Annotated in this window: 11 protein-coding genes; 9 read left to right on the top strand and 2 right to left on the bottom strand. The window is 62.4% G+C overall.

Features of this window, described 5'->3' with window-relative positions; translation table 11 throughout:
• Position 1: 1 nt before the first annotated feature.
• Complete coding sequence (gene secF / locus ACR0R4_RS06790) at positions 2-1,063, top strand: protein translocase subunit SecF (protein WP_433646570.1); 1,062 nt, start codon at positions 2-4, stop codon at positions 1,061-1,063.
• A gap of 71 nt (positions 1,064-1,134) precedes the next feature.
• Positions 1,135-3,384, top strand: a complete 2,250-nt coding sequence (locus tag ACR0R4_RS06785; protein WP_433646569.1) for a RelA/SpoT family protein — start codon at positions 1,135-1,137, stop codon at positions 3,382-3,384.
• Here the strand turns inward: ACR0R4_RS06785 and ACR0R4_RS06780 are convergent.
• Positions 3,363-4,007, bottom strand: a complete 645-nt coding sequence (locus tag ACR0R4_RS06780; protein ID WP_433646568.1) for a hypothetical protein — start codon at positions 4,005-4,007, stop codon at positions 3,363-3,365. The two genes, ACR0R4_RS06785 and ACR0R4_RS06780, sit on opposite strands and share 22 nt — an antisense overlap.
• A gap of 62 nt (positions 4,008-4,069) precedes the next feature.
• Entirely contained in the window at positions 4,070-5,296 is a 1,227-nt protein-coding gene (locus tag ACR0R4_RS06775; protein WP_433646567.1) for a DUF349 domain-containing protein, read from the bottom strand.
• A 114-nt stretch (positions 5,297-5,410) separates the two neighbouring features.
• Here ACR0R4_RS06775 and ACR0R4_RS06770 point away from each other — a divergent pair, with 114 nt between their 5' ends.
• From ACR0R4_RS06770 to ACR0R4_RS06740, 7 genes are all read left to right on the top strand, one after another.
• Positions 5,411-6,826, top strand: coding sequence for a replication-associated recombination protein A (locus ACR0R4_RS06770; RefSeq protein WP_433646566.1), 1,416 nt, complete (start codon positions 5,411-5,413; stop codon positions 6,824-6,826).
• A gap of 217 nt (positions 6,827-7,043) precedes the next feature.
• Complete coding sequence (gene rpsD / locus ACR0R4_RS06765) at positions 7,044-7,673, top strand: 30S ribosomal protein S4 (protein WP_433646565.1); 630 nt, start codon at positions 7,044-7,046, stop codon at positions 7,671-7,673.
• A gap of 115 nt (positions 7,674-7,788) precedes the next feature.
• Positions 7,789-8,013 (top strand): hypothetical protein, encoded by a 225-nt coding sequence (locus ACR0R4_RS06760; protein WP_433646564.1) that lies wholly within the window; start codon positions 7,789-7,791, stop codon positions 8,011-8,013.
• A 106-nt stretch (positions 8,014-8,119) separates the two neighbouring features.
• Positions 8,120-10,774 carry an alanine--tRNA ligase gene (alaS, locus tag ACR0R4_RS06755; RefSeq protein ID WP_433646563.1) on the top strand — a complete coding sequence of 885 codons (2,655 nt, stop codon included), beginning with the start codon at positions 8,120-8,122 and terminating at the stop codon, positions 10,772-10,774.
• A gap of 15 nt (positions 10,775-10,789) precedes the next feature.
• On the top strand, positions 10,790-11,326 hold the full coding sequence (ruvX, locus tag ACR0R4_RS06750) for a Holliday junction resolvase RuvX (RefSeq protein ID WP_433646562.1): 537 nt from the start codon (positions 10,790-10,792) through the stop codon (positions 11,324-11,326).
• Positions 11,323-12,402 (top strand): endolytic transglycosylase MltG, encoded by a 1,080-nt coding sequence (gene mltG / locus ACR0R4_RS06745; RefSeq protein ID WP_433646561.1) that lies wholly within the window; start codon positions 11,323-11,325, stop codon positions 12,400-12,402. Before ruvX ends, mltG begins: the two co-directional genes overlap by 4 nt.
• A complete protein-coding gene (locus tag ACR0R4_RS06740; protein ID WP_433646560.1) occupies positions 12,369-13,319 on the top strand; it encodes a shikimate dehydrogenase family protein in 951 nt (316 codons plus the stop codon). The genes mltG and ACR0R4_RS06740 overlap by 34 nt, the downstream gene beginning before the upstream one ends.
• The last annotated feature ends 3 nt before the right edge of the window (positions 13,320-13,322 follow it).

The raw sequence follows: 13,322 nt of genomic DNA, 5'->3' as shown, positions 1-13,322 counted from the left end.
CATGGCTCGTCGTTCATTTGCAGAGTTCGGGAACGCGCTCTACACCGGTGAGAAGTCGATTGACTTCATCGGTCGGCGCAAGCTCTGGTACACAATTGCAGCTGTGATGATCGTCATCGCTATCGTCGGGCCGTTCCTACGAGGCGGCTTCACGTTTGGCATCGAGTTCACTGGTGGCAGCCAGTTCCAGAGTCACACTGAGGGCGGAGAAGCACGTGACCAGCAGGTCGCCGCGGATGCCGTTGAAGAGGTGCTTCCCGGCTCCGCGCCGCGAATTTCTCTGGTGGGGCAGACCGATATCAGGGTGCAGACCGAACAACTCGATGAGGCAGAGTCGCGAGAACTGAAGGGTGCCTTGGCCGATGCCTTCGGGGTGGACGAGGCAGAAGTTACCTCCTCATATATCGGAGCGCTGTGGGGGCAGGACATCACACGTCAAGCTGTGATCGCGCTCGTAGTGTTCTTGCTCTTTGCCACACTGGTCATGGCGCTGTACTTCCGAACCTGGAAGATGTCGTTCGCTGCGCTCATTGCGTTGTTCCACGATCTCATTCTGACCGCGGGTATTTACGGAATTTCCGGATTTGAGATCACGCCCGCAGCGATGATCGGATTCCTCACGATCCTCGGCTACTCGCTCTACGATACGGTCGTGGTGTTCGACAAGATCCGCGAGAACACGGCCCCGGGCGAATTCACCGAGCGACGGACATTCGCAGAAACCGTGAACCTGGCGGTGAACCAGACGCTCGTGCGCTCAATCAATACTTCCGTAGTGGCTCTCCTCCCGGTGGCCTCGATCCTGTTCATCGGGGCGGTCGTGCTCGGCGCAGGAACACTGCGCGATATCTCGCTTGCACTCTTCATCGGAATCCTCGTGGGTGCCTATTCGACGATCTTCATCGCCGCACCGACGTACGTCCAGTTGCGGCAGAATGAAGCAGCGATCAAGAAGCACGACGCGCGCGTAGAGAAGCTCCGAGCGGCCAAGGGCCAGCAGAATACCGAAGGGGTGTCGGATTCCGACGCAGTCGAGGCCTCGACGAGCAAGGCGCAGGGCTGAAGCCTGCTCGGTTCGTGAAGCAGGCACCAAGTGGTGTAGCGTTCAATCAATCACGACGCAGGAGGTGAGGCATGTCAGGGAACGACCTGTCGCAAGCCGGTGCGTCATCATTGAAGCGGCTTGTCCCCAGGATTTTTTCGCGAGCCAGTTCACCGGGCGCGGTCGACCAACTCGTGCGCACGGTTCGAGCAGGTTGGCCGAAGGCTGACCTCTCGATCATTGAGCGCGCATACATCGTGGCTGAACGCTCCCATCGCGGGCAGAAGCGGCGGAGCGGCGAACCCTATATCACCCATCCGATCGCGGTAGCCCAAATACTTGCCGACCTGGGTGTTTCGCCGGTGGTGATTGCTGCGGCGCTGCTGCACGACACGGTAGAGGATACGGATTATTCACTCGCGCAGCTCACGGAGGAGTTTGGCGAAGAAATCTCGATGCTCGTCGATGGTGTGACAAAGCTCGACAAGGTGAAGTACGGTGATTCTGCGCAGGCAGAAACTGTGCGCAAGATGGTCGTGGCAATGTCGAAAGACATTCGAGTACTCGTGATCAAGCTTGCAGACCGGCTGCATAACGCCCGCACCTGGGGTTTTGTGACCGGCGATTCTGCCAGGCGGAAGGCGCAAGAGACTCTCGAGATCTACGCACCACTTGCCCACAGGCTCGGTATTCAATCAATGAAGACTGAACTCGAAGACCTGTCGTTCGCGGTACTGAAGCCGAAACTCTACGCGGAGATCGACAACCTTGTCAGCCAGCGCAATCCCAAACGCGAAGAGTTGGTGGGCGTGGTCACCAACGCAATCGAGCAGGATCTGCGCGAGGCCAAGATACGCGGCGAGGTCACCGGTCGTCCGAAGGAGCTCTACTCGATCTATCAAAAGATGATCGTGCGGGGCCGTGATTTTGACGACATCTACGATTTGGTTGGCATCAGGGTCCTGGTGCACTCTATTCGCGATTGCTACGGGGTCCTGGGGGCCGTGCACTCGAGGTGGACGCCGATCCCCGGCCGGTTCAAGGATTACATCGCGACTCCGAAATTCAATCTCTACCAATCGTTGCACACAACGGTGATCGGTCCCGACGGTCGCGCGGTCGAGATCCAGATTCGTACGTTTGAGATGCATCAGCGAGCAGAATATGGCGTGGCCGCGCATTGGAAGTACAAGCAGGGGCAGGGGAGCAGCGCCCCACTTTCCAATGACATGGCCTGGCTTGCTCACATCTCCGATTGGCAGGCAGAGACAGAGGATCCGAGCGAATTCCTCGATGCGCTCAGGTTTGAGATTGGCGCGAAGGAGGTCTACGTATTCACCCCGAAGGGTCGGGTCATCGGGCTTCCTGCAGGGGGAACGACCGTTGACTTCGCCTACGCAGTGCACACTGAGGTGGGCCATCGCACCATGGGTGCGCGGGTGAACGGTCGTCTGGTGCCGCTGGAAACCGGGTTGCAGAACGGCGACGTAGTCGAGGTGTTCACTTCCAAAGACCCGAACGCCGGCCCAAATCGTGACTGGTTGAACTTTGTGAAGAGCAAGCGTGCTCAAAACAAGATTCGTCAGTGGTTCACGAAGGAGCGCCGTGAGGAAGCGGTTGAACTCGGCAAGAACGAGCTTATGAAGGCCTTGCGAAAGCAGAACCTCCCGCTCCACCAGGTGATGAACTCCGAAGCGATCCAGCAGGTCGCGCTGCAGCTTCGCTACGTCGACGTGGCTGGCCTGTTTGCTGGGGTTGGCGAAGGCCATGTTTCGGCTCAGTCGGTCATCGAAAAGGTCACCGCGCTGGTGGATCGCGATGCCGCCTCCACGGATCCCGGTCTCGCCGCAATCCCCGTTTCCGCACCGCTCCGCCCGGGCAAGTCAGTCTCGCACTCGGGTGTGGTCGTCAAGGGCGCTACGGATGTTCTTGTGAAACTCGCGAAGTGTTGCACCCCCGTACCGGGCGACGAGATCCGCGGTTTCATCACCAAGGGACAGGGTGTGTCGGTTCACCGCACTGATTGCCAGAACTTCCTGGCGCTGGAAAGGCAAGGGGACCGACTCGTTGATGTGGAGTGGGCACCCACCTCGCACAGCGTCTTCCTGGTGAATATCCAGGTCGAAGCCCTCGACCGTTCTGGCCTCCTGTCGGACGTGACCCGAGTGCTCTCAGAGCATCACGTCAACATCTTGTCCGCGACCGTGCAGACTTCGAGTTCGCGACTCGCTATCAGTCGTTTTGTGTTCGAAATGGGCAACACGATGCACCTCGAGCATGTGCTCAACGCAGTGCGTCGCATCGAGGGGGTCTACGACGCCTATCGCATGAACTCGGCCTGAGCTCGGTGCGAAACGGCGTCGCTTGGTTCAGTCAAGCGCAGCGTCAGTCTGCTGAGTGCTCGTCTCCGATGTGGTCGTCTGGTTGCCAGGATCTGAGAGTGCACCGCCGCAGCGCCCCCATCAATGAGGGGGAAGAGGAGACGCAGAGCGACGAGTTCTGTGACGCCGAGTGGGGTGGAGTCGAACAGCAGGTCGGTCGCAGTGCGGAGCGGGCTCGTGACGGTGAACGGTCCGAAATGGCTGAGATCCGCGCCTGTCAGGCTCAGCTCTTGCACCCGCACCTGGGTCGACCGCGACTGCGTGTTCCTGGTTCGCGCGGGCATGCTCACGCGGAGTGGTCTCCCAGGGTCCCTCGCCGCACCCCAGATCCAGGCCGCAGTGAGATATGCAGCAATTCGATCATGCATGAGCCACGGTGCGAGTGCCGCAAGCCTGACACGCGGGCTATCTGGCCACCCCACCCCGCGCAGGCCTGGCCCGCACGGCACAAGAGTTCCACGAATCAGCTCAGCCGAGCGAAGTGCCTCGGGCCACAGATCGAATCGGGGTGGGTCGGGTAACCCCCGGGCGGGGATCGTACGTGGCGCCGGGGCGTGCTTGGCGTTCGTTGGGTGGGCGGTCATTCCTCCAGTGTGCGGCCGGAAGGAAACTCATGTCGGGTATCCAGTGAATCTGTGGATAAGTTTTAGTCGCCGAGCGCGGAGAGCCACGATCGCTGCGTGGCAAGCGCGGCCTCGGCCTCGGCCTTGACCTTCGGGTCGGACGCGGCAGCGATCTGGGCTTCCAGGTCAGCGATCGACGTCTCGAGTTGGCCGCGCAGGCCCTCACTGCGAGCCTTCGTCTCGGGATTCGACTTCCGCCAGTGCTCGTCCTCAAGCGACTTGACGTGATCTTCGATCTTTCGCATCCCGCCCTCGATCTCACGGAGTGCCTCACGAGGAACGCGACCCACCTCGTCCCAGCGCAACTGCAACGCGGTGAGGCGCTTGCGGGCGGCGACTCGATCGGTCTCGGCGAGCAGTGGCTCGGCTTCGGCGAGAAGCGCCTGCTTCGCTGCCAGGTTCGCCGTATGCTCCTCGTTAGATTGCGCGACCTCGGCGGCCTTCGCCTCGTAGAGCACATCCCCCGCGGCTTTGAAGCGAGCCCAGAGCTGGTCATCGAGCTTGCGACTCGCGCGACCCGCTGCCTTCCACTCGTCGAGGAGGTTCCGATAGGCAGGGATCCCATCGATGCCGCGCGGGGCGAGCGCCTCGGCCGCGGCGATGATGCGCTCCTTGCGCTGCTTGACTTCCTTGTTCGTGGCATCCATCTGAGCGAAATGCGCGCGTCTCGCCGAATCGAAGGTCTGCCTCGCGCTCCGGAAGCGCTTCCACAGTGCATCGGCTTGTGCTTTCGGCACCTGCGGACCGCTCCGCTGCGTCGTCTGCCAGGTGGTGAAGAGATCTTCAAACGCCTGACTGGTTTCTTTCCAGCGGATCTGCGCTTCGGGCTGACTGGCAAGGCCTTCCGCCTCCAACACGATAGCTTCTCGCTGCGCGAGCGCCGCCTGCTTGGCCGCTTCACGCTCAGCCTGCTGCTTCTCGCCGAGTTCGTTTGCCTTGCCGCTGAGCTTCTCAACGCGGGCGCGAAGTGCGGCAATGTCACCCACCGCGGCTGGCTCGGTCAGCAGTACCTGCAACTTTGCAACGGTATCGGCAATCTCGGCCCCGGCTGTTCCACGTGCGATGCGAGCCTCGAGAAGTGTCACCTGACCGGCGAGATCGGAAAACTTTCGCTCGAAGTAGGCAATCGCCTCCTCTGCGGTGCCATCAGGGAACTGCCCGACCTCGCGTTCTGAGTCGCCTTCGCGGACAAAAACCGTGCGGTTCTCGTCGACTCGGCCCCAAGGATGTTCGTTCGTCGCTTCACTCACCGTGATTCACCCGTCATCGTAGAGATGTCGACGTCTCGCGCCGACCGTGTCAATGCCACTCCAACTATGCCACAGCGCGCGCACAGTGTCAGGAGCGGTCGCTAGCATCAAGGCATGAATATGCAGCCCATGGCCGGTCACACCGCCCCGCTCGCGGTGCGGATGCGTCCTCGGTCACTCGACGAGGTCGTCGGTCAGCAGCACTTGTTGCAGCCGGGCTCACCGCTTCGTGTGCTCGCGGCTGAGGCGGCAGACGGCGGCGGTGCCGTATCGGTGATCCTCTGGGGCCCGCCGGGCACAGGTAAGACAACACTCGCGCAGGCAGTGGCCCAATCAAGCGGTCGCCGCTTCGTTGAGCTCTCAGCGGTAACCGCTGGCATCAAAGATGTGCGGACTGTGATGGAACGCGCACTCAACGACCGAGACCTCTTCGGCGTCTCGACGGTGCTGTTTCTCGACGAGATCCACCGGTTTTCCAAAGCGCAACAAGACGCGCTCCTTCCTGGCGTTGAAAACGGGTGGATCACGCTGATCGCCGCGACCACAGAAAATCCCTCCTTCTCGGTCATCAGCCCGTTACTCTCACGGTCGCTGCTTCTGACGCTTGAGCCGTTGGCCGATGACGAGCTCTCTACCTTGCTGCGTCGAGCAGTGACCGCGCCCTACGGATTGGGAGGGGTGGTGGAACTCGCCGATGAGGCGAGAGATGCCCTGGTGCACCTGGCATCAGGCGACGCAAGGCGCGCGCTTACCGGGCTCGAGGCCGCTGCGGCCTCTGCGCTGGCCGCAGAAGCGCCAGGTGTTCCTGAGTCCGACCACGCACCCGAATCTGTCGCTGTCGCTGGATCCGCCACTGATCTGGCTGCCGAGACGAGCGCAGTTCCGCGGGTCACTGCAGAGATCGTGGCCGCTTCGATCGATCGTGCGCTGCTCAGGTATGACCGCAACGGCGACGAGCACTATGACGTCATCAGCGCGTTCATCAAGTCGATTCGTGGCTCTGATCCAGATGCGGCGATCCACTACTTGGCCCGCATGATCGAGGCCGGCGAGGATCCGCGCTTCATCGCGCGTCGGCTCATGGTGCACGCGGCGGAGGATATTGGTCTCGCAGACCCGCAGGCGCTTCCGATCGCGGTCGCGGCGGCCCAGGCGACGCAGCTCATTGGTCTTCCCGAAGCTCGAATTCCGCTTGCCGAGGCCACGATCTATCTCGCCACCGCTCCGAAATCGAACGCGGTGATTTCCGCGATCGATGCCGCGATCGCCGATGTGCGCGCGGGCAAGATCGGCCGAGTTCCGAAGCCTCTGCGCGATGGTCACTACCCGGGCGCCAAACGGCTGGGGCATGGCAAGGGATATGTTTATCCGCACGGTGATCCGCTCGGTGTGGTCACCCAACAGCACCTTCCCGATGAACTGGTGAACCGGGTGTATTACGCGCCGTCGGATCACGGAAATGAGCGGGTTGTGCGTGAGCGGCTCGAGAAAATCCGACGCATCACGCGAGGGCGCGAGAACCTGATATGATTATCGCTGGCCAACGTCGTGTGCGGTCTCAGTCCCTGAGCGCACACACCGACGGCAGTCGCTCGGATTCCGGGTTTCTGCAACTGGTCGTTCCCTCACCGTAACGGTGTGCTGTGTCGCGTGCATCACTTGTTGATGCGGATCCAGCCTGGCCGAGGGGGCATTCCGCGGTGCGAGTCCTGCGCCGCGGGGAACACAGAAACCTGAAAGGAAACACGTGTCGACTACGTCGCGTACCCGTTCCAAGACCCGCCTGTCGCGGGCACTGGGAATTCCCCTTACCCCGAAGGCGGCTCGTTACCTCGAGAAGCGTCCGTATGGCCCCGGTCAGCACGGCCGCACCAAGCGAAAGAGCGACAGCGACTACGCGGTACGCCTGCGCGAGAAGCAGCGTCTTCGCGCTCAGTACGGCATCCGCGAGAAGCAACTGTTCATTGCCTTCCAAGAAGCTCGTCGTCAGGACGGCCTGACCGGTGAGAACCTGGTTGAGCTTCTCGAAATGCGTCTCGATGCACTGGTGGTTCGCGCCGGTTTCGCTCGCACTACTGCCCAGGCTCGCCAGATGGTCGTGCACCGTCACATCATGGTCAACGGCCAGATTGTGGATCGCCCGTCCTTCCGCGTCAAGCCGGGTCAGCTCATTCACGTGAAGACCCGCTCGGAGGGCATTGAGCCGTTCCAGGTTGCCGCCGCTGGCGGACACGCAGAGGTTCTTCCCCCGGTTCCGGGCTACCTTGAGGTCGAGCTCGACAAGCTGCAGGCGCGGTTGGTTCGTCGCCCGAAGCGTGCTGAGGTTCCCGTGACCTGCGAAGTTCAGCTCGTGGTCGAGTACTACGCAGCTCGCTAAGTTCTGCGAAAACAACTGAGGGGGTGCCAACTTGGCACCCCCTCAGTTGTTTTCTGAGCCCGCGAGAGAGCCTGCCCGGTAGACTGACCGGGTCAGAGAGAAACTGGAGAACAACATGCGCAGACTGTCTTGGCTGATCGTCGGAATTGCGCTCGGCTTTGTCGGTGCGCACTTCGTCAATCAGACCCCCGAGGGTCGACGATTCTTCGACCGCGTCGGGCGCGGGGCGAAGGAGTTCAGTGACGCGGTGGCCGCCGGTTATCACGAGGTCGAGGAAGAGTTCTCAGAGGTTCTCGACGACGTTGAGCGGCGCCTGGCGAAGCTCGAAGCGAAGCCATAGCCACCGACCGACACACACTCGCGACAACACCGCGCCCCAAACCACAAGTGGCGCGGCCTCCCCGCTCATTTGCGTGAAACGCGACACACGAAGGACCAATATTTCGATGCAGACCGCCGAGATTCGCCAACGTTGGCTTGACTTTTTCGAGAAGAACGGTCACACGGTGGTGCCTTCGGCCTCGCTCGTCAGTGACGACCCGAGCCTGATGTTTACTGTTGCGGGCATGGTGCCGTTTGTGCCCTACCTGTCGGGGCTCGTGCCTTCGCCCTACTCGCGTGCAACGAGCGTGCAGAAATGCATTCGCACGAATGACATCGAAGAGGTGGGACGCACTCCCCGGCACGGCACGTTCTTTCAGATGTGCGGCAACTTCTCATTCGGAGACTACTTCAAAGAGGGAGCGATCCGCTTCGCCTGGGAACTTCTCACGACCGCGGAATCCGCGGGTGGGCTCGAGTTCGACCCGAAAGACCTCTGGGTCACGGTATACGAGGACGACGACGAAGCGTTCCGGCTCTGGCGTGAGATCGCCGGGCTGCCACAGGAACGGATCCAACGGCTGGGGAAAGACACGAACTACTGGTCGACCGGTCAGCCAGGGCCGGCGGGGCCCTGCAGCGAAATCTTCTTCGATCGTGGCCCTCAGTACGGCATCGATGGCGGTCCCGCGACCGACGATGATCGGTACGTCGAGATCTGGAATCTCGTGTTCATGCAGTACTCGATCACCGATGTGAAGTCGAAGACCGACTTCACGATCGTGGGGGAGTTGCCCCAAAAGAACATCGACACCGGCATGGGGCTCGAACGCGTCGCCTTCATCAAGCAGGGTGTCGAGAATATGTACGAGATCGATCAGGTGCGCCCGGTGCTCGATGCCGCGGCCGCTCTGGCCGGCAAGAGCTATGGGGCCGACCACGCGGACGACGTGCGTTTGCGAGTGATTGCCGATCACGTGCGCAGCGGACTCATGCTGATCGCCGATGGCGTCACCCCCTCGAACGAGGGTCGCGGGTACATTCTGCGACGACTGCTGCGCCGCGTCACACTATCCATGCGGTTGCTGGGTGTCGAAGGCGCCAGCTTTGCCACGCTGTTCTCCGCGTCGCGCGACGCGATGAAGAGCGCGTACCCCGAGGTGGAACGTGACTTCGACTTCATCTCGCGCGCGGCATACGCAGAGGAGAAAGCGTTCCTGCGCACCCTGAGCTCCGGAATTCAGATCCTCGACGAAGCGATCTCAGGTGCGGCACGCGGGAAAACTGACCTTCCCGGCGATACCGCATTCCTGCTTCACGACACGCTCGGCTTTCCCATCGAACTCACGCTTGAAATCGCGGAAGAGGCGGGTGTCGCCGTCGATGCCGACGTCTTCACCGCGTTGATGACCGAGCAGCGTGACCGGGCGAAGGCCGACGCTAAAGCGAAGAAGGGCCAGCGCGCCGACGTCACGGTGTATCGCGAGCTGCGCGGCCTGGGCGAGACCGTGTTTACGGGGTACGACGAACTCACGCACGAGAGCCGAGTGCTCGGAATCGTGGTTGATGGCGCACCCGTGGCCTCAGCCAACGAGGGACAGATCGCCGAGCTGGTGCTCGCCGAGACCTCACTGTGGGCGGAAGCGGGTGGGCAAGACAGCGATCAGGGCATCATCGTGGGCGATGGTTTTGAGGTCGAGGTGCTCGACGTGCAGAAGCCAGTGCCCGGACTGATCGTGCACACGGTGAAGGTCACAGTCGGCACGGTGTCGATCGATGCCCGTGCGGAAACCCGCGTCGACGCCGACTACCGTCGCGGTGCGACCCAGGCACACTCGGGTACCCACATTGTGCACGCGGCGCTGAGACAGGTGTTGGGTGCGAACGCGCACCAGGCCGGCTCCTACAACAAAGCCGGATACCTTCGCCTCGACTTCACCCACAGTGAGGCGCTGTCGACCGAGACGAAATCCGAGATCGAGGAGATCTCGAATCTGGCGATTCGCGCGGATCACGAGGTATTCACCCGTGAAATGTCGCTCGACGACGCAAAGGCGCTCGGTGCCATGGCGCTGTTTGGTGAAAAGTACGGAGATCGGGTGCGCGTGGTAGACATCGGCGGCCCCTGGTCGCGCGAACTGTGCGCAGGTACCCACGTGGGCAGTTCAGCCGAGATCGGAATGATCAGTCTGGTGAGCGAGAGTTCCGTGGGATCGACGAATCGACGCGTCGAGTCTCTGGTCGGGATCGAGGCGTTTCGAAATTTCGCTGCAGAGCGGGCAATCGTGCAGCAGTTGACGAGCGGACTCAAGGTGCCACGGCTGGAACTCGTACAGAGAGTGCAAGACCTCAGCGCGCAATTGAAATCCGCAGAGAAGAAGATCGCCCAGTTGGAAGCGGCGAAGCTTTCCGAACGTATCCCGGAGCTCCTCGCGCAAGCTGAACGCCTCGGAGACCTGAAGGTTGTCTTGGGATCGCTCGGGACTGTGGGATCGCCCGACGATGTTCGACAATTGGCGCAGCAGGTGCGCGAGCGCTTCGGGAATGTCGCGGCGGTTGTTGTGCTCGCTGGCGAGGCTGCAGGCAAGCCGCTCGTGATTGCCGCGACCACCCAGGCCGCGCGTGAGGCCGGAACCAAGGCGGGGGCGCTCGCCAAGATCGGTGCCCAGGTGCTCGGCGGTGGCGGTGGTGGGAAAGACGATCTCGCGCAGGGTGGCGGCACCGATACATTCAAGCTTGACGAGGCGCTCTCGGCGATCCGCCGAGCGCTGGCTGAGTAGCACGGGATCGGACGCGTGCGCACCGGAGTGAGGCTCGGCATCGATGTGGGAAAGGCGCGCATCGGTGTCGCGCGCTGCGATGTGCATGGCATGCTGGCCACCCCGCTGGAAACGGTGCCGCGCGACGAGGCCGCGTCCAGCGATATTGCGCGGATCCTGGACCTTGCCACTGAGTACGATGCGGCGGAGCTGGTGTTTGGGCTCCCCCTCAACATGCGGGGGGAGCGCACACCATCGACCGAGGACGCGGTGCGCTTCGCTACGCAGGTGGCGACGGTGCTCCACACGACTGGCCGCGACGGGTCCGTGACGGTGCGGCTTGTCGATGAGCGCCTCTCGACAGTATCGGCGCAGGGGCTGCTGCGGCAGGTCGGGCGCACCACCAAACAGAGTCGCCAGATCATTGACCAAGCGGCCGCGGTCGTGATTCTGCAGCATGCGCTTGATAGCGAACGAACGCAGGGGCGCGCGCCAGGATCGACGATAGAACCCGGCTCGGGAACTACTGAACACACGGAAGAGCACGCGGGCGACGGGGGAGTACACGGATGAGCGCAAAACGGGCCGGTAAACGACTCCTGATCGTCATCATTGTTTTGGCGGTACTGCTCGGGGGCCTGGCTGTGGCGGGTGCCTCGCTGTGGGGCACCTACGGCGAGCGTGTTTCGCAGGCACTTGGCTGGACCACCAATGACTACGAGGGCGAGGGCCAGGGCGAGGCCACGATCACCATCACGGCCGGTGAGATCGGCGAAGACATCGCCGAAGCTCTCGCTGAGGCCGGAGTCGTGAAGACCAAGCAGGCGTTCTATGAGCTGCTGCTCGCGCAGGAGCCCGCGGTCGAATTCATGCCGGGGCTGTACCAGTTGCGACTCGAGATGAGCTCCGCGGCCGCGCTCGCTGCGCTGCAAGACCCTGCGAATCGCATCGAATTCACCGCGGTGATCCCCGAGGGGCGCACCGTCGCGCAGACCCTCGAGATCGTCTCCGCAGGTGCTCAGATTCCTCTCGAAGAGCTGCAGGCTGCGGCGGCGAACCCCGCGCAGTTCGGGTTGCCGGCGAACGCAACGTCGCTCGAGGGATGGTTGTATCCCGCGACCTACGAGTTCGAGGCCGAGACCAGCGCCGTAGATGCGATCGCAAAACTCGTTGGCTATCAGGTCGCACTTCTCGACGAACTGGGCGTGGCAGTCGAAGACCGTGAGCGTGTGCTCACGACCGCCTCTATCGTCGAGAAGGAAGCCGGCCGAGCAGAGGATTTCGGCAAGGTCTCGCGAGTGATTCAGAACCGACTTGATGCGGGTATGTTGCTGCAGATGGATTCCACGGCGCAGTACGGGTTTCAGCAGCACGAAGAAGGCACCGTGTGGTCGTCGAACGAGGCGCTCGCCGACGCGAACCCATGGAACACGTATGTGAACCCGGGTCTCCCGGTGGGCCCGATCGCGAACCCTGGGCGTGCCGCAATTGAGGCGACGCTTAACCCAGAACCGGGGGATTGGCTCTACTTCGCCGCGGTCAACCTCGATACCCGCGAATCGAAGTTCTCGACCACCATTGAGGAACACAACCAGGTGGTGGCCGAGCTGAATGAATGGTGCATCGCAAACCCGGGGCGCGGGTGCTGACCGTGCCCGCATCGATGGAGACTAACGGCCAGCCAGCCCGATTGGCAGTGCTCGGTCACCCCATCGCGCATTCACGCTCGCCTCGTATCCATCGCGCGGCGTACACCCAGCTCGGGCTGCCCTGGCACTACACGGCGGTGCGGATCGGCGAGGCTGGCCTCGAGCGATTTCTTGCCACGCGGGGTGAAGAATGGCGAGGCTTCTCAGTGACGATGCCGCTGAAGACTGAGGCGCACCGACTGAGCACAGTGCTCGACCCAGTGGCACGTGAGAGCGGCGTGGTGAACACACTGTTCCGTCTGGTGGGCGGCGGAGACGAGCCCTCCTGGGCTGGCTTCAATACCGACGTAGCAGGCCTCGCCGCTGCCTTGCGCACGAGCGGCATGCGGCGCAGTCGCACGCTCATCTTGGGAGCGGGGGCCACCGCAGTGTCAGCGATTCTCGCAGCCAGGCAACTCGGTGCCGAGCGAGTCACGGTGCTCGCTCGCAGGCCACAGGCCGCGATGGCTCTTGCCGAGCGATTCGATGAGTCGCGCGCCGACTCCGCCGGAGATCGGGGTTCGTTTCGGGTCCTCGGCTACGGCTGGGCTGACCCCGAATCAGGGGAGAGCGTCCGTGCCGAGGTTGCCGAGGCGACGGCAGTCATCTCGACGCTTCCTGGCGACGCGGGTGAACGGATCGCGCTCCCCGCGGGCATCAGTACTATTCCGCTCTTCGATGTCGCCTACGATCCCTGGCCCTCACCGTTGGCTGAACGATGGAAAGTTGCTGGCGGAGAAGCCCACGCTGGCATCGACATGCTGGTAGAACAGGCACTGGCACAGGTACGAATCTTCGTGGGGGGTGACCCGGCCTTCTCCCTCACCGACGAGGCGCGCCTCTTCGCCACGATGCGCGACGCCGGTGTGGGAGGATAGTGC

Origin of the sequence: Leucobacter fengyongliangi (assembly GCF_050971685.1) — a bacterium.
Taxonomy (GTDB): domain Bacteria; phylum Actinomycetota; class Actinomycetes; order Actinomycetales; family Microbacteriaceae; genus Leucobacter.
The sequence above is the reverse complement of the archived record's forward strand: the minus strand, read 5'-3'. Positions and strand labels throughout refer to the sequence as shown.